Here is a 17,045-nt window from a genome sequence, read left to right as displayed (position 1 = left end):
TTAATTATAATGAAAAAAACGTTACTGCCGCCAAATATCATATACGAAAAATATATTAAAATAAAATGTTTGATATTCATCATTATTTATGATAAAATCAATTTTGCTTGAAAAATTTCATGTCTCAGTAGCTCAGCTGGATAGAGCAACGCCCTTCTAAGGCGTCGGTCGGGGGTTCGAATCCCTCCTGGGACGTAATTAAAGAAATGCTTCCTTCGGGAAGCATTTTTTTGCGTTCTGGGGATGATTGAATACGTTAATCGGCTGATGTTGACACGGGATGTTATGCTTGTTTATGTATATGTATGTATCAAAGTATACATATTAGACAAATAAACTATAGGAGATTTACCATGCCATCATCTTTACGTCAAAACTCACCTGACCGCTCTGCAGTCGATAATTCATCGTCAGCATCCATGAAACTTGGGCTCTTGCTGGCAGGCATTATCGTTATCGCAGCAACAATGCGTTCACCTATTACGGCAACAGGTCCCATTGTGGAACTGATCCGTACAGATACAGGAATAAGTCATACATTGGCAGGCTTACTCACCTCTCTTCCTTTGCTTGCCTTCGCGGCAATCTCTCCGTTCGCTCCACAATTGGCGCGAAGATTCGGACTAGAAACCGCTCTGTTAACTGCCATAATCCTCGTGACCATAGGCGTATCCCTCCGGTTTATGCCCTCTGTACCCGTTCTCTTTGCAGGAACAGCGATCCTTGGATGTGGCATTGCCCTGAGCAACGTATTGCTGCCCAGTCTAATCAAAAGGGATTTCCCATTGCGAGTGGGGCTCGTTACCGGACTTTATTCTGTGTCCATGAATATATGGGGCGCTATCGCCTCAGGAATCAGCGTTCCTGCGGCAGGCTTAACCTCCATGGGTTGGCATGCTTCACTCGGCATGTGGGCTATACTGTCCATTTTGGCCCTCATTCTCTGGCTGCCTCACGTCCGTTCTGGACGTCGCGGCGAAGTTTACGTGGCTTCGAAAACGGAAGCGAAACCGGTTCGCCTTATTACATCTTCCTTAGCCTGGTATGTCACATTGTTCATGGGACTGCAATCTTTAATTTTTTACACTACAATTACCTGGCTGCCAGAGGTTCTATCTGATCAGGGTTTCAGTTCCTCTTCAGCGGGCTGGATGTTATCCCTGATGCAAATGGTTAGTGTTCCGGTAACGTTCATCGTTCCCATTCTGGCTGGACGAATGAAAGATCAACGTGGGCTGACAGCAATTACAGGTTCATGTCTGATTCTGGGGTACGCATTCCTTTTGAGCGGCATCTCCTCTCTCGTAACCGTCGGTGTTGCTTTGGCCGGCGTTGGAGCCGGGGCTTCGTTCGGACTTGTAACCATGTTTTTTGTACTGCGTACGTCTGATGCAAGACAGGCTGCGGGACTTTCAGGTATGGCTCAATCCTTTGGGTATATGCTGGCAGCCGTCGGGCCGTTGCTGTTCGGCGTGCTTCATGATTGGACACAAGGATGGACCCTTCCCTTGCTTTTGCAAGTTACACTTGCTGTTCTGTTACTTTTCATGGGATTGAAAGCAAGTGCCAACCGTTTGATTGGTTCATGATGAGTAGGCCCTTCCATTATATAAGCAAAGAGACCTTTCCAATGGAAAGGTCTCTTTTTTTGAAAAACTCACACACGTGATCAGAATAGTTATTAAAGCTTATCCAGATATTCAAGTAGACGGTATAGAACGACAGATACTTGAGCACGAGTTGATGTAGCTTTTGGAGCAAACTTGTTGCCAGACATACCTTTTACCAAACCATTCTCTACAGCAAAATGAACAGCTGATTTCGCTCCATCTGAAATTTGATTTTCATCTTTGAATCCAATGGATGTTACTCCTTGTTTTATTTCCAAAGCATCTGCAATCATCAAAACCATATTTTCGCGTGTCAATTGGTCCTGTGCATTCACTTCTTTACTACGTGTTTCCCAATCGGTTCCCGTTTCGAAAATGCGATCTAGCAACGTCGCAAATTCTGCATGAGTAATGGTACTATTCGGTGAGAATGTGCTAGCACTAATACCTTTAGCAATTTGTTGAGAGGCTATAACTTCAATTTCATCTTTAGCCCAGTGGCTGTTGATGTCTCCAAAAGTTACAGCATTTTCTACAACAACATAAGAACCTGGTTGTGTTACATTGAATTCCAATTGTCCTTTTTGAGACGCATTGGACAAAGATGCAGGCTGCCAAGTATCTGTTGTTGTCTGATGATAAGCAATAACTTTACGTACGTCTTTTACAGACTTCACATCATACTTCAAAGTAAGCCCAATATTGTGCTTGAATTTGTCAGCATCAAGATCAATAGACACAATTTGAGAAACAATGTTCTCATTTTGTTTGCTATCCTTACCTTCTGCAACATGCAACTTCAAGCTGAATCCTGTATCTGTGACGTAATCCGTTAAAGAAGCAGCAGGAATAGTCACATTGAACGTTTTGCCCTCAATAATCAGATTTTTACCTGAGGCTTGAATTTTATCAGCAGTGGCCTTACTGATTGTCAGATCTACTAGACTATATTTGTCAAACTCAACACTTGATAAATCCAGCTTGATTTCCCTCTTATCATTCTGCAACTGTGTATTGATTACCGTTTCGGAAATTGCTGCCGTAGCTTGTGTAGTTCCGTCAGCGTTTTTCTTTTCAGATATAGATGCGTCACCTTTAATTGTAGGCGTCGGTGCAGGTGATGGAGAAGAATTGGAAGAACCCGATCCGCCTGAAGACCCTGAACCAGAGCCCGGTGAAGGTGTACCAGGATTAGGAACTTCCGGATCAGGATTTTTTTTCACCAGAAGTGATGTAGATGCTGTTCCAGTCAAACCTTGTAAGTCTTCAACGGACATTTCCACAATGTACTCCCCAGCTAACAACTTGCCGAGTCTAAGAGTGAATGAGCCGTCTGTTTCAACTTCAAAGGCACCTTCATCAATCTTCTTATTCGTTGTATCTTTCACAGTGTACCCAGCCTTCAATGAAGCTGTTACATCAAGTTCAGTATCCCATCCATTTTTTAGCGCTGGAGCGGCTACGATATAAAGATCATCAACATTACCTGTCAATGCTTCTTTGTCCGCCTGCACCACTTCCAAATTTTCTGGTGCTGTTACAACAGGCGCTGCTTTTTTCACCAAAAATGGAGAAGTATCTTCGATATACGTTTTGCCATCAACACCGATTGTAGTGATGTCAACCGTATAAAGACCATCTGGAATAGTTGTTACCTCGTCGGTAGTGTAGTCTGCATACTGTCCATCCCAAGCTAAATTATATCTTGTGTTGGCAGCAAAATTGTAGTAGTTCCCAAAAATAGATCCAATATATCCATCTCCATAATAGCCACCATCCGGGTTAAGGCCATCAAAGATCTCAATAAGGGCAAAATTCATAGGATTGTAGAATTCCATAGCTACATTGAGTGTATCCAGCGTACCATCAGACTTCAATGGATAATGGAACGGGTTCTTCTCTGTACCATATACAGTCTCAATGTATTTAACGCCTGCCAGGGTAAGGTTGAAATGTGCGACATATGGAACACTGAATGTGTCCGTTCCATTAGACAACTGAAGGTATCCTTGCGCTTCTGTTACCGCAGTAACACCTTTTGGAACTGTAATAGTAACCTGTAACTCTTCCTCACCATTCAGTGTAAAAGAGTTCTTGTCCACCGCAACGGATACACCAGGGATTGTACGTGTCGGATTCACGCTTACAGTGTAGTTTCCACCGCTGCCATTCAGCGACTCCACTTTGATCGTTTTGCTGACGGTTTTTTCGTCCGTGCTGAGGAAGTTGCCAAAATTGACACTACCCGTTACATTTGGTTTCTCGACAGCCACGCCATTCTCTGTGTATTTCGTTACATCCAATACTTTAACAAATGCAGCAGGATCAATCGTTTTCACCGCTTGAATACGCCCTGCACCTTGATCAAACACATCGTAATTGGTTGTGTTGAGCACTTTACCATTGTTCATGAGTGCTACTTTAATATCAAATGGTGTCCAGTCACTGTGCTTTTCAATCAACAGGGCAACTAGTCCGGCAACATGAGGCGTGGCCATACTTGTACCTGATTTACGATCATAAGCCTGTGAATAATCTGCTTCAGGCTCGTCCTTGCCATAGGCAGGAACAGTAGACAGAATGCTGGTACCGGGTGCAACTATATCCGGTTTGATATCCAGATTCACCTTGGCTGGTCCGCGGGAACTGGATGGATTCATTTCATCTCCAGCCGTTTGACCTTTAACGAAGTCACTGAAACTCACTTCAACGCTTTGACCAGCATCCAGCTCAGCCTTGATACTTTCTCCATCTTCCTTCGACATGCTCAAGGTTGGAATAAGTTCAAAATTATCTCCCAAACTCACACCGATCGGGCCTGGAATATTGTTGTATACGATAATAGCAACTGCACCAGCAGCTTTGGCATTGGCTACTTTCTCTACAAATGCCAGCTCACCGCGCTGTACAAAAGCCACTTTGCCTGTAAAATCCTTGCCTTCAAAGTCGGTCGGTTTACCCAACCCTGCGAATAAAAGATCATATTGATCCGTCAAAACCGATTCCGGATCGGCTGAAAGACTCCAGCCCATTACATCAAGTCGGTACACCGACTCAGTAACAGCCAATGGATTTTGCTCCGTTTCAGTTGGAGCAATCGCAGGCTCTTCTTTCACAGGTGCAACCTCTGGAGAGGTTTCGACTGGTGCCGAAGGCGAGGCTGGCTGAACACCCTCTTCTGATTGGCTGGCTTCCACATCTAAAGCTGTATCATCGTCAGATGCTGATTCAGACAATGCAGCTTCGTTTGTTGATGAAGCTTCATCACCTGTCACATCTTCCGGTGTGGTTGATAATTCACCTTGAGCCGGAACTTCAGGAGTATCCGTACCCGGTGCTGTACCCAGTTCAGGAGACGGCTCAACTTCAGGGACAGGTTGTTCTTCAGGAAGCGTTCCTTCACCTTCCTCACCAATCCAGAAATGCGTGTTGGCTGTTATACTCTGGCTAGGCCCTGTGGAGTTACCTACAGTGATTGCCATAGCAGATGCTCCTGGAGAACCTAATGTATAACGATTCGGACCATCATTTCCGCTTGCCACAACTGCAGTCACGCCAGACAGCATGGCATTATTCAGTGCAACTGAAGTGATATAACTTGGATCATTGGCAGCGTTACCCAACGAGAGATTGATTACGTCCATGCCATCGGCAACGGAACGGTCAATTCCACCAAGCACCCATGAAGTTTGACCACTTCCGTAGGGCCCAAGCACACGATAGGCATAGATGTCAGCTTCGGGTGCAACCCCGACAATGCCGTAGTCCCCTGCTTCACGAGCAGCAATGGTACCGGCTACGTGAGTACCGTGGGATGTGTAATAGGCGCTTCCATTCGCATTAAATTCAGGGGCGCCAGATCCTTTCCATTCTTCACGTGTTGTCTCATAAGGATCATTGTCATTTTCAACGAAATCCCATCCACCTTTGTAGGCGTCTTGCAAATTAGGATGTTCATAATCGATTCCTGTATCAATAACACCAACTTTGACGCCTTTTCCTTTGTATCCCAGATTCCATACTTCAGGGGCGCCAATAAATGGTGCGGTATCTTTCATATAAGGATTCACTTCATCAGTTTCCGGGGCTACGTTAATTTCAAGGTCAGGGTATACACTGACAACGCCCGGTATGCGAAGCAATTGCCCCAATTGGTTACCCTTAAGTTCAATGGCTACACCATTCAGAGCATATGCGTAATTTTCCAATACTACGTGTTTGATTTTATTCTGAGTGAGGCTATGTACAAATGACTGTTGTTGTTGCTCGACTTGATTCACAGCCTTTGTTTCCATAGAGGAGGTAAAAGATTTTCCTGAGAGGGTAGATTCGCCTTGCGCAACAGCAACTGGTTTATTGGAGAGTTCAACAATTACTCTTGTATTCTCCCCTCCAAGACCTTCCAGGCTCTTGTCCAAAAATGGATCTGCTGCAAGCTTGCCTTCCCGCTGGGCAAGAATTTCTCGCCATTGTTTGGCTTCGGCCTTGCTTAGCGAATTCTCAAGCTGTACACCTACAGGAGCGGCTCCGGCCGCTGGCATGATGATAGAAAAAGTCATCAGGATACTTAACAATATGGATATCAATCGTTTATTCAAGGCTATGCCCCTCCTTCTCAATATGAAAGTACCTCACCAATCGCTTGGGTCCTGCAATGACAAGTACTGCAATACCTGTGACAACTCACCGCCCTATCTGCAAGTAGATTGACCCTTGGTAAATTATTCTACTAAAATAGCACATTTACCTTCTAAATAATTACAAATATGATATAAAAATTACTTATATAGTTCTTGAGTAAGAGAAAAATGTGAACTTGTATTTATTTGTCGATTGAATAATTCAATTTTTAAATACAACATAGGAAAAAAGGCCAAGAGTCTCTTCATTCTGAAAGAGATTCCCAGCCTATATGTGATCGATGGATTTCATGAAAAATATATTATTAATTCATTTAACAGTGACACATCTTTTTCCTATTTAACATCCCGGCTTCACTGCTTCAATTCGAAGACGCTTATAATCGGCATAGATTGCATCTTCTTTCCAGAGCTTCGGCACAACGATTTGGCTAGTTTCACGACAGATCTTCTGAATTTGCTCCTGACTCAAACCTTCAAAATAGTCCCCTCCAAAATGAGTCAACCACCCCTCTATACCCTGCTCACCATCCGCCAATCTGGTAGGACGGTCATAGTGATAGGCCTGTCGCACCAAAAATCCACATTGTTCCAGAATGTTGCTATATTGCCCGATCGTCGGGAAATACCAAGGGTTTCGCTCTGATCCACGAATGCCAGTGTGTCGTTCAAACACTTCCTCTAATGCATCTACAATGATCTGTACATTGCCTTTGCCACCGAACTCCGCTATAAAACGTCCCCCAGGCTTCAAAGATTTCCATACACTATCCACTACAAGTCGAGGACTTCGCATCCAATGCAGAGCTGCATTGGAAAAGACGGCATCAAAGAGCTCGTTCGTCGCAAACTGATGTCCGTCACCCTCCATAAACTCGATATTGGGAAACTTCTCTTTTGCACGGCGAATCATGTCCGGTGATGCATCCATGCCAACTACCTCAGCCTGCGTTACAGAAAGCTCGTACGTCAAATCCCCCGTTCCACATCCCAAGTCAAGGATATACTCCCCTTTTTGAGGTTGAAGCCATGAGATTAAACTTTTGCCGTAACCCGATACAAAAGCCAGTTTGTTGTCATACTCATCTGCTTGCCATTGATTAATCGATTGCATGGATACCACCATCGCTTTCATGATTGATATCTTCATTGTGTCACAAGATGGTTTATTATTTAAATATATAAATTCTATACATTTGATAGTTTATACCTATAAAATATCACCAAACTCCGACGAACCATCGGGGTTCTCATCCCTTGTACGCGAAAAAGCTTCCCGAAGGAAGCTTTTTCTAACGTCCCAGGAGGGATTCGAACCCCCGACCGACGGCTTAGAAGGCCGTTGCTCTATCCTGCTGAGCTACTGAGACAAATATGTATAATAAAAATACCGCGCGATTCCTATTATACTCTGATTTCTATATTTTTCAATAGTTTTATAAAAAAATTAATAATTGCATCATTCCACATGGCTTAAACGTATTATTTTCATACTCAACACAGGTACAGAATATGAATGCTTTAAGCAGGCAATATTGAGGATATCAAGCTCAGTGCATTTAAAATGGGCAGACATATTCAGGATGAGACTTGCTGGGTAATCATTTGCATACATACATTCAATTGAACCAAATAAAGGAGAGAAACCGCTATGAGACAACTTTTATCAGCATTATCCTATTTTAGTATTTTCTTCGCACCGTTCTTGTTTCCCATCATCATTTGGATTGTAGCCAAAGACAACTATATTGAGGGACATGCGAAACGAGCCTTATTCTCGCATATATTCCCGTTTCTTGCGGCAATCCCGCTACTTTATTTCTTCGTTACCGCCCACAGTCTGGGTTCCGCTGTCGGATTTGTAATACTCTTCTTTGTTATTTATGCATTAAGTTTTGTGTACAATATCGTCAAAGGCATTCAAGTGCTGCGTGAGTATGCCTAACCACAAGCTCCACAACCAAGTTAAAATAAACATTCAAAAACCCGCCTTTCAAAAGAAGGGCGGGTTTCTGCATTCCGGTTACTTGTTCCCCTGACGCCACGGATTTCTCTGGGCAGGACGCTTGCTGTTAATGGCGAGCACTTCCTCGGCAAACTCGGTATGATGCGCATAAAGGTTCCCTTTGTTTTTCTTGAACTTGGAAGCCATTGCTATCACCTCCCCGGAACTTGTATATAGTATGGCTCCGGGTAATTTCGCTTATCCTTTGCAGCTATCGGCATTTGTTGGAACGACCGCCTTAACCTTGCCCCACCAAATAGCGTTGAAGTGTCGGTCCCAGTAATCCAAAAGCAAGTAACTCACTCTGAAACCGTGCTTTATCTTCCCCTGCTGCAATGCCTTCACTGTTCTCAAACGCCGTTTCCGTGGCATCTTCAAACGCTGTATGCATATTGTTATTGTACCAATCCAGGACTGCATCCGAATGATTGCGTACAATCCGAACGACTTCAAGCGAATTCCCTGGCTGGGTAGCCGCAACGTATACAAGTAGAGACGGATCACCCGTATTTCCAGGCTGTACTTCAACTTCTGCACAAGACAATCCATCCACTTCGGTTAATCTGCGTATTTTGGCATCCTGAATAGCATACATTTGTTATCTCGCTCCTTTGTCCATTTCATGTACTTTGTTCAATCTGGTATCGGGTCTCTGGTGTTCCTAGGCGATAAATCTCCCGATACACCTGCTGTAACACAGCTTCATATGCACGGTTTACAGAATCCTCTGGCGTATCTGGCCAAGGGAATACCATTCCTGGAAAGGCCTCTTCCTCTTTTTCCTGCATCAGATTAAGCAGTCCCAGTAATTGTTCCGCCTCCTGAGGCGTCGCCTGGATCACCCATTCATACGACGTTACGTGCGGGTCCGGAATAACGGAGCGCCCCATGACAGATACATAATAGGTCATACTGTCCATTTGCAAGTTCTCTCCTTCACAGGCATGTTGAGGCCGTTGTCCCTAGATATAGTTTCCGAAGAGGACAGACATTTTATGCCTGCTTTCGGCATATATTTGTTACGACTTCTGACGAAAAAGACAACATTTGCTGGCTGTTAGCAACTAAGCAGCCATACGGATGAATGACTCGACTAAGAAAGGATGAACAAACCATGTGCGGTATAACCGGCTTCATACAGTGGAATCGGGATTTGACCCAGGAATCAGAGCTGCTGGTCCGGATGACGGACAGCTTGTCGAACCGGGGGCCCGACGCTTCAGGTACATGGATCTCCAATCCTTGTGCGTTCGGACATCGGCGTCTCAGCGTTATGGACCCGGAGAACGGGGCACAGCCCATGCATGCGTTACAGGGAGACACCTCCTATACCGTCGTGTATAACGGAGAACTATACAATGCACCCGAGTTGAAAAAGGAATTGCTCCAGCGCGGACACCATTTCCGCACACAATGTGATACGGAAGTGCTGCTCGCCTCTTATATTGAGTGGGGACCGGCCTGCGTTGACCGGTTTAACGGAATTTTTGCTTTTGCAATATGGGATGGCGGACGCGAACAGGTTTTTATCGCCCGTGATCGGCTGGGTGTCAAACCCCTGTTCTACAGTCATGCAAAGGATGCACTCATATTTGGCTCAGAACCCAAAGCACTGCTCATCCACCCGGATGTTGAAGCTGCGGTAGGCCCTGAAGGCTTGGCAGAAGTATTTATTGTTGGTCCTGCCCGGACACCTGGACACGGCGTATACTCCTCCCTTAACGAACTTAAACCTGCGCATGCGCTTATCTACAACCGAAACGGGATTAAAACCTATGCTTACTGGAAGCTGGAAAGTCAGAATCACGAACATAATTTGGAAGAGACAGCTGCCGAAGTACGCAGACTGCTACAAGATACATTAGAACGGCAGCTAGCTTCAGACGTCCCGGTCTGCTCCCTTTTGTCGGGAGGATTGGATTCAAGTGCTCTATCTGCGTTAGCGGTGGATTATTATAACCGTACAGGTCAAGGTCAGGTCAGCACGTATTCTGTAGACTATGTGGATAATGCAAAGCATTTTCAGGCCCATTCCTTCCAACCTGGTGCAGATGGTCCATGGATTAAGCGTATGGTAGATGAACTGAAGACAGACCATCACTGGATTGAGATTGAAAATGGCGAGTTGGTTCATGCACTGACCCAGGCGATGCTTGTGCGGGATTTGCCGGGGATGGCAGATGTAGACTCCTCCCTCTATCTCTTCTGTAAAGAAATCAAAAAAGGAGCCACCGTTGCCATTTCAGGCGAAGCAGCGGATGAAGTATTTGGCGGTTATCCATGGTTCCATCGGGAAGAAATGCTGAACTCCGGTACATTCCCATGGTCTGTTGCGCCTGATATGCGAGCAGGATTGTTATCCCCGGACATTCGCGAATGGATCAGGCCTCTCGACTACCTCGCGGACCGCTACTCGGATGCTGTGGCTGAAGTGCCTTTACTCGATGGGGAGACCGGTAAGGCAGCCCAAATGCGAGTCATGTCCTATCTGAACATCACCCGGTTCATGCCTACACTACTGGATCGGAAAGATCGGATGAGTATGGGAGCTGGGCTTGAAGTTCGGGTACCTTACTGTGATCATCGTTTGATTCAATATGTATTTAACGTCCCATGGGACATGAAAATGACAGGCGGACGGGAAAAAGGCATTCTGCGTAAAGCGCTGGAGGGTGTTCTGCCTGACGATGTGTTGTACCGGAAAAAGAGTCCGTACCCGAAAACACATAACCCGCAGTATCTTGCTGCCGTTAAACAGCAGGTGCTTGATATTCTGGATGACGCCAGCTCACCGATCTTGCCATTAATCGACAAAGATCAAATTCGCAAATTGGCCTCCTCACCGGATGCTTCATCGAATTTGCCCTGGTTTGGACAGTTAATGTCCGGTCCACAGTTGTTTGCTTATCTGACACAGATCAACTCGTGGTTGCGTACGTACAAAGTGGCAATAAGATAAATAAGGCTATCTTTTCATTCGTAAAAGGGTGCCGATGAACAGCATAATAGCTGTTCATCAGGCACCCCTTCGTCGTACACGACTAAATTATGGTATGGCTATACATCATCCCACTTTAAAATATCAAGTGACTGCTGCAATTCTTCCGTTGCATCTTCCTACTACTTGCTGACCTCTATCTATCGATTAATTAGAACCGGATTACGCTCAAGCAACCCATTGCCAAAAATATCTCTGAACGGTGAATCCTCCATATGAATATAACCGATGTAACAGCCACACTTCTTCATGCCACATGGCCGATCTACGGCCAAAGCCTGCAAACCATCGCGGTATAAATGTCCAATAATTCGACGGTCCTTGTAACACCTTTTTACATGCCCTGACCCTTGCACATAAAATACCTCCGAACCAGCGGAACAACGCTTGCCCAGACTCTCATAATCCCGCAGGTTCCCTTCAAACAGTGGATCAATGGATCGTAAAAAGTCGACCTCTTCCACGCTGTAATATTTGGGTCGATCTTTAAATGCATTGATCCACATATACACCTCATCGGGTAAAGCCTGCCTCATCGATTCAATAGCAGGGAATGCACTGCGCAATCCAACTGTCCCCACACTAAAAGCAAGTCCCATCTCACGTAAAGTCAAACATTGTTTGACGAAGGAAGACTCCTTCGTCTCACGTGGGTGATAGGTCGCCCAGAAAGCCGCTTTATCTCGGTTCAATTCACGGGCCCAGTCCAGTTTGACAGATAGGTTGGTTTGGACTGCAACTTTGTCCACATGTGGCATATGCGATAGCTCAATCATCGCTTCACGATACCAACGTCTTACCAGCGCTTCTCCATACGGGTTAAAGAAAATGGAAAATTGATGACCAGCACTCTCCTGATCCCTCACCCAATTCACAAATTGACGCAGTTGTTGTTCATCCACTTCTAACGTCTCCTTGGAATCTACCGTTTTGCTAAACGGACAATATGGACAGTCGTAATTACAGGACGACAGCTTCCCCCGATAATACAAGGTTGCTCTCATGAGAATACAAACCCTTCCATTTGTTCACGAACCTCAGCGGAGATGAGCCAATCTCCAATAGCATCCGAGTAGCCTAATCCCTCTTCTGTCAGACGCAGCACCTGGTTACCCTTATCGTCCTGCTCAAGCTCAGCCATGCCCTCAGACAATAGTTCACTCAACCATCCGTAGTCTGACAGGACTTCCGTTCCGAATCGTTGATCATAATCCGATAGCGCCAATCCTTCCCGATGCAGCAGAGCTTTCAGAATAAAGCGGCGCTTCTGCTCCTCTAGGCTGAGTACAATGCCGTAATCGGCCACATCATAACGCTCGGTTGCCACATAATCGGCGATGATGCTCTGTGTGGCCTTATAACTAACACCATACTTGGAAGCATAGTGTACTTCACTAGTATAAGAGCGTGCACCGCAACCGAGACCAACCATGCCTTCCTCCTGACAGCTGTAGGGTAGAAGCTCTTTGCTTCCAGAAGATGATTGTTCTTTGGCAAATCTGCGCATGGAATACTGGACATAGCCTCTGCTTTTTAAAGTCTCACGCGCAGCCTTATACAACTCCATCCGAATATCCGGTCCCTGACGTTGTATATCATCCGGTTTCACAATGGTATTCTCGCGGGTGTACAGTGGGTAAATGAAAATCTCACCCGGTTCATATGAAAGGACACGTTCCAGCGAATACAGCCATGATTCCACCGTTTGTCCCGGCAGACCATAGATCAGATCCAGATTCAACAAAGGGAATTCATACCGTGTAAGTTTCTCAAGCGCTCGTTCCACTTCCTGTGGTTTCTGCGGACGGTAGATGGCTGAGGCTTCGGCTTCAATAAAACTTTGGATGCCCATGCTTACCCGGTCCACGCTCCGCTCTTTCATGATGGCCAATTTGGCTTCTGTCACGGTATCCGGTGACGTTTCTACCGAGATCGAAGCTTGCGTCGGATCGAGCCCCATCACCTGTTCAGCAATATCAAACAAACGGTTCAACTGAATCTCATTTAATAATGTGGGCGTCCCACCACCGATGGCAAACCTTGAATAGGGTCTGCGTGATGTGAGTGGTGCCCACTGTTTGGCTTGCCGTTCCAGCGCATCCACATAACGCACATGGGTGTCATCACGACGATCCGGCAGCGTGAACAGGTTGCAGAATCCGCAACGAGCGGCACAAAACGGAATGTGCATATATAAAAAATACGTATCGGTATTCTCACGTTCCCACAATGGACCGAGCGGTAAAGGCGGGTTCAACTCCCGATATGCGGTCTTATGGGGATAGGAATATAAATAAGAGCGATAGGGTGAAGCAAGTACTTCTCTGAGACCTGAAGCTGTGTTGGATCCGGACTGTGCGGAATGACCTGCTGTCGTATGTTGAGATTGATCGTCCATCGGTTTCCTCCCTGTATCCGGTGTGTAGTTATTGATGATATGAATTATTTATTATTTGTTCTATAAAATAAATTCACGGTAAGGCACATTCCAAACAACATCATGCGCGAGCCTATGCCCCTGATAGCCATCCTCACCATACGCCGTGCCATGATCGGAAAAAGCTAAACAAAACGTAGGCCTTGAACGTTGCCTCATTGCATCAAACAATGGCCCAAGGGCCTCGTCCACATACCGAAGAGCTGCACGCTGTGTTTCTACCGAGTCCTCTCTTGCACCCTCCACAAAATAGCGATTGGGCCCATGGATGGCAGACACATTCAGGAACAAAAACAGCTTCTCATCTGGTGCGCTTTGCTCCAGCAGCTTCAAGGCATGCTGAACCTGATGCTCAGTCGAATTGGGGTTGGTTACCCCAAAATTCATCCGCCAGTAACTCTGTTGAAAATAACCTGGCAACACTTTGGCGAGCGGATTTTTCTTGGTGAAGAAAATGACCCCACCTATACAAATTGTACGATATCCTTCAGCTGCAAAACCGGATACGATATCCGGTGTGTCGAACAGCCACGTATGCGGATGCGTCTTTAATCCGGTATTCCGGGAATGAAAAAGCCGCACGTGGGATGCTTTGTTTGTATTAGCAGGTGTAGGCATGAAGCCACCAAAAAAAGCATGATGTGCCGCATATGTAAAACTTCCCGGAGTATGACGCTTCTCCCAAGGACCCGTACCGCACAGGTTGGGGCAATTCTGTTCCTCCAGCTTGGCTACGTCATACCTTAACGTGTCCAATGTAATCATTAATAGATCATGGGAGCCTACGATGGTGTTCATATCAGTCATAGTTGTAAGGCTCCTTTCGCAAAAGTTCCATTTCCCATTCATAGGTTCCAAGTCCGTTATGCTGCACTCTGTACAACAAATCTCCGAACGGATTCACATCCAAAATATAGGCACGCGGCTCAGTATCTCCACTGAGCATTACATCAATCCCGGCAGACCATGAGTTGGGGAAGGCAGCCATTGCTGCTTTCGCTGCCGTCTGAACTCCATTCATCTGCTGTTCATCCAGCCCTGCTTCTGCGGGAAGCAACCGCTCATTGCGCAAATGCAGATTGGTGATTGGTGTCTGACTAAGCCGTACGATGGCATGACCTGCTTGTCCACCGGCCACAAGCTGGCGTATATCAAACACGCTTGAACCCAGGGACGCTTTTGCCATCCAACGTTCAATCTGGGCCCCCTCAGCACACAGCCAATCCATAAGCGCAGAAATCTCTGAAGTATGTGTGTACCTGCGCAACCGGCCTTCATTATAAAAATTGATCTTTCCCTGAATCCGTTCCATTCCCACAGTGGTTATGGCAATTTCAGCACCCGTTCGTGGATTAATTTGATAGGCAACAACGCCTGAAGCACCGGAGCCACATGCAAGCTTCACGAAAACGCGATTCATACCCGCTGTTTTCATCGCTGTACGCAGGTCCGCATAATTGCGGATCGGCTCCGAAGGTTGGAGTGTTGGGGGAACGTGAACGCTATGAGCAGATAGATGCTGCTGGCATTTCCTTTTATCAAACATAATCGCAATGTCATCGGGATCATTCATGAACCGGGCATTAGGCCAATATTCCAGAGCTTCCTGACGAATTCGTTCCAAACAGGCTTTCCAACCACGAAACCATTGGTTGGGCGCGTAGATCCGCCCCCACTCCTGTTCAAGAGTGAGTGTCTGTTCTGCCGGAATCATTCTCGCAGAAAGGCCATCGATTAACGAAGATACATCATTCACAGCTCCAAGAAAGAGCAGCTCACGCTCTACTTCCCATTCCTCACCAGGGGCATCCAGTCGAATAAGAGGTATACTATTCACGCCATGAACTGAATCATGATTCGCATATAACATCGATGCTGGTGAAGATATCCACGGCTCTCCCTGCATGCACGTAGTCCCTCGCCCTTCCAGACATTGCTGTACGGCATCCACCATGGTTCCGCCCCGTCTCCAAGTCTTTAGTAAATGCGCATAAGGCAACACAAATGCAGGTTGTAAGCCAATACGCTGTCTTGCCTCCTGTAATCCAAGGGTACGGCGATTATTCGGGTTTCCAATTAACAATAACGGCTGCTCCAGAGTCATATCCGAATCCTTAACTGGGCTTTGCAAATTTTCTTCCATTTCCGTCATGCCTGACATCATTTATTCCGTTAACGACGGGTAACGCCAGTCATCTTCATCACTCTGTTGTTGCTCGCTAACATCTACAGATATACCGGAACGTTTCCAACGAATGAGCATTTCGTCTGTCATATAGTGGTAACTGAGATTGAGATGTTTCAGTTCTTTGATCTTGTCACTGGCAAGCAGCGCCTCAGACCCTTCATCAGACAACGTGCCCTCTGACAGATCCAGGATTTCAAGTTGATCCAGAATTGGCGCCTCAGCTGCAGCTTTCGCAATCTCATCCTGAATTTCACTGTCTTTCAGACCCAGGTATACGAGCTTTGGAAATAAACCCTGTTCCAAAAGTGGAAGTACATCTTGAAGTGAACCGTCGAATCCATAATTATCCACGCCCAGATACAGCTCAAGCTTACGCAATTCAGGCAATTTAGCCCGGGCAATTGAAGCTAACACACTTTTGGGAAGACCACCGCAAATAATGATTAATTCTTCAAGTTTGGCATGTTCGATGGGTTCCAGACTTAGTCCGCTACTGCCCTTCACTGTGAATGACTTCAATTCAGGGAAAACAACCAATAGTGGCGTGAGATCCGTCTGAATAATCCATGATACTTCGCATTCTTCAAAGCCCATATCTCCGATAAACAGTTTCTTCAAAGAAGGAAAGCTTGGAGCCAGCTCGATGAGCGCGCCCATAAATTCTTCCGGCGAATTTTCATAGGCCTGCCCCCAGTCTCCAATAATCAGACTCTCCAGCGAACCAGCCTCCGGTTTGGCAGCCAGTTCCCTGATCAGTGTTTCCATACGAATACCGTCCTCATAATCATCATAAGACACCGTAAGCTTCACTTCTTGCATAAGCAAATCCCCTCCGTTTGAGTTCATTGATGATTCGTTAACTTGAATGTTAACCCATACGGCATAAGACTTGCAACTTCTTCCAACCCGGGTCCTAATGCGCTGCTCAAACGTGAAATTTCCGCATTTTTTATATAGGCATAAGAACGTACGTTCTGATGTTTTCACTAAAAAAAGCGGGATTTATTTTGGGTCCCCCGCACTGGCTTTATTAACATCGGCTCTACTCCATAAAAATAAAAAAACGTTAATGGTCGGTGAAGCATTCCACAGGAATGACTCTTACCTTCCACTAACGCTTTGATATTTAAGCAAGGCAATAATTCACCTTATACATTCATAATCATA

Annotated in this window: 13 protein-coding genes and 2 tRNA genes; 4 read left to right on the top strand and 11 right to left on the bottom strand. The window is 45.8% G+C overall.

Going from position 1 to position 17,045, the window contains the following annotated elements; all coding sequences use genetic code 11:
- The first annotated feature begins 121 nt into the window (after positions 1-121).
- Positions 122-195: transfer RNA gene (locus HP548_RS06380), tRNA-Arg, on the top strand.
- A gap of 158 nt (positions 196-353) precedes the next feature.
- Positions 354-1,589 (top strand): CynX/NimT family MFS transporter, encoded by a 1,236-nt coding sequence (locus HP548_RS06375; RefSeq protein WP_163761114.1) that lies wholly within the window; start codon positions 354-356, stop codon positions 1,587-1,589.
- Positions 1,590-1,681: 92 nt separating this feature from the next.
- Here HP548_RS06375 and HP548_RS33675 read toward each other — a convergent pair whose 3' ends face one another.
- The 3 genes from HP548_RS33675 to HP548_RS06360 form a co-directional block, all read right to left on the bottom strand.
- Positions 1,682-6,208: a S8 family serine peptidase gene (locus HP548_RS33675; protein WP_281364809.1), complete on the bottom strand. Its 4,527-nt coding sequence runs from the start codon at positions 6,206-6,208 to the stop codon at positions 1,682-1,684.
- A gap of 382 nt (positions 6,209-6,590) precedes the next feature.
- Complete coding sequence (locus tag HP548_RS06365; protein WP_246317957.1) at positions 6,591-7,385, bottom strand: class I SAM-dependent methyltransferase; 795 nt, start codon at positions 7,383-7,385, stop codon at positions 6,591-6,593.
- Positions 7,386-7,546: 161 nt separating this feature from the next.
- Positions 7,547-7,620, bottom strand: a tRNA-Arg gene (locus HP548_RS06360).
- 281 nt (positions 7,621-7,901) lie between these two features.
- Between HP548_RS06360 and HP548_RS06355 the strand changes: the two genes are divergently transcribed.
- Positions 7,902-8,195, top strand: a complete 294-nt coding sequence (locus HP548_RS06355) for a DUF4870 domain-containing protein (RefSeq protein ID WP_053783120.1) — start codon at positions 7,902-7,904, stop codon at positions 8,193-8,195.
- 78 nt (positions 8,196-8,273) lie between these two features.
- On the opposite strand, the gene HP548_RS33670 is transcribed toward HP548_RS06355, so the two are convergent.
- The 3 genes from HP548_RS33670 to HP548_RS06345 all read right to left on the bottom strand — a co-directional run bounded on the left by HP548_RS33670 (position 8,274) and on the right by HP548_RS06345 (position 9,175).
- Complete coding sequence (locus HP548_RS33670; RefSeq protein ID WP_256336669.1) at positions 8,274-8,402, bottom strand: hypothetical protein; 129 nt, start codon at positions 8,400-8,402, stop codon at positions 8,274-8,276.
- Between the two features lie 91 nt (positions 8,403-8,493).
- Complete coding sequence (locus tag HP548_RS06350) at positions 8,494-8,850, bottom strand: hypothetical protein (protein ID WP_053783121.1); 357 nt, start codon at positions 8,848-8,850, stop codon at positions 8,494-8,496.
- A 25-nt stretch (positions 8,851-8,875) separates the two neighbouring features.
- On the bottom strand, positions 8,876-9,175 hold the full coding sequence (locus tag HP548_RS06345; protein ID WP_076290800.1) for a hypothetical protein: 300 nt from the start codon (positions 9,173-9,175) through the stop codon (positions 8,876-8,878).
- 194 nt (positions 9,176-9,369) lie between these two features.
- Here HP548_RS06345 and asnB point away from each other — a divergent pair, with 194 nt between their 5' ends.
- Positions 9,370-11,214, top strand: coding sequence for an asparagine synthase (glutamine-hydrolyzing) (gene asnB / locus HP548_RS06340; RefSeq protein ID WP_175381190.1), 1,845 nt, complete (start codon positions 9,370-9,372; stop codon positions 11,212-11,214).
- A 179-nt stretch (positions 11,215-11,393) separates the two neighbouring features.
- Here asnB and HP548_RS06335 read toward each other — a convergent pair whose 3' ends face one another.
- From HP548_RS06335 to HP548_RS06315, 5 genes are read right to left on the bottom strand one after another with little or no spacing between them, the layout of a single operon-like run.
- Positions 11,394-12,257, bottom strand: a complete 864-nt coding sequence (locus tag HP548_RS06335; protein ID WP_175381189.1) for an STM4011 family radical SAM protein — start codon at positions 12,255-12,257, stop codon at positions 11,394-11,396.
- Complete coding sequence (locus HP548_RS06330) at positions 12,254-13,651, bottom strand: STM4012 family radical SAM protein (protein ID WP_175381188.1); 1,398 nt, start codon at positions 13,649-13,651, stop codon at positions 12,254-12,256. Before HP548_RS06330 ends, HP548_RS06335 begins: the two co-directional genes overlap by 4 nt.
- Before the next feature lie 60 nt (positions 13,652-13,711).
- Complete coding sequence (locus HP548_RS06325; RefSeq protein WP_175381187.1) at positions 13,712-14,497, bottom strand: STM4013/SEN3800 family hydrolase; 786 nt, start codon at positions 14,495-14,497, stop codon at positions 13,712-13,714.
- On the bottom strand, positions 14,490-15,851 hold the full coding sequence (locus tag HP548_RS06320; RefSeq protein WP_246317955.1) for an STM4014 family protein: 1,362 nt from the start codon (positions 15,849-15,851) through the stop codon (positions 14,490-14,492). The genes HP548_RS06325 and HP548_RS06320 overlap by 8 nt, the downstream gene beginning before the upstream one ends.
- A gap of 3 nt (positions 15,852-15,854) precedes the next feature.
- Entirely contained in the window at positions 15,855-16,697 is an 843-nt protein-coding gene (locus tag HP548_RS06315; protein WP_175381211.1) for an STM4015 family protein, read from the bottom strand.
- Positions 16,698-17,045 lie beyond the last annotated feature (348 nt).

Origin of the sequence: Paenibacillus taichungensis (assembly GCF_013359905.1) — a bacterium.
In the GTDB taxonomy this organism is placed as follows: Bacteria; Bacillota; Bacilli; order Paenibacillales; family Paenibacillaceae; genus Paenibacillus; species Paenibacillus taichungensis.
Note: the sequence above shows the minus strand (reverse complement) of the source record. Positions and strands in the feature narration are given on the sequence as shown.

What these genes read in the sequence shown, in the direction of transcription:
- HP548_RS06375 (WP_163761114.1), top strand. Translation starts at nt 354, where the DNA reads ATGCCATCATCTTTACGTCAAAACTCACCTGACCGCTCTGCAGTCGAT.
- HP548_RS06365 (WP_246317957.1), bottom strand. Translation starts at nt 7,385, where the DNA reads ATGAAAGCGATGGTGGTATCCATGCAATCGATTAATCAATGGCAAGCA.
- HP548_RS06355 (WP_053783120.1), top strand. Translation starts at nt 7,902, where the DNA reads ATGAGACAACTTTTATCAGCATTATCCTATTTTAGTATTTTCTTCGCA.
- HP548_RS33670 (WP_256336669.1), bottom strand. Translation starts at nt 8,402, where the DNA reads ATGGCTTCCAAGTTCAAGAAAAACAAAGGGAACCTTTATGCGCATCAT.
- HP548_RS06350 (WP_053783121.1), bottom strand. Translation starts at nt 8,850, where the DNA reads ATGTATGCTATTCAGGATGCCAAAATACGCAGATTAACCGAAGTGGAT.
- HP548_RS06345 (WP_076290800.1), bottom strand. Translation starts at nt 9,175, where the DNA reads ATGGACAGTATGACCTATTATGTATCTGTCATGGGGCGCTCCGTTATT.
- asnB (WP_175381190.1), top strand. Translation starts at nt 9,370, where the DNA reads ATGTGCGGTATAACCGGCTTCATACAGTGGAATCGGGATTTGACCCAG.
- HP548_RS06335 (WP_175381189.1), bottom strand. Translation starts at nt 12,257, where the DNA reads ATGAGAGCAACCTTGTATTATCGGGGGAAGCTGTCGTCCTGTAATTAC.
- HP548_RS06330 (WP_175381188.1), bottom strand. Translation starts at nt 13,651, where the DNA reads ATGGACGATCAATCTCAACATACGACAGCAGGTCATTCCGCACAGTCC.
- HP548_RS06325 (WP_175381187.1), bottom strand. Translation starts at nt 14,497, where the DNA reads ATGACTGATATGAACACCATCGTAGGCTCCCATGATCTATTAATGATT.
- HP548_RS06320 (WP_246317955.1), bottom strand. Translation starts at nt 15,851, where the DNA reads ATGTCAGGCATGACGGAAATGGAAGAAAATTTGCAAAGCCCAGTTAAG.
- HP548_RS06315 (WP_175381211.1), bottom strand. Translation starts at nt 16,697, where the DNA reads ATGCAAGAAGTGAAGCTTACGGTGTCTTATGATGATTATGAGGACGGT.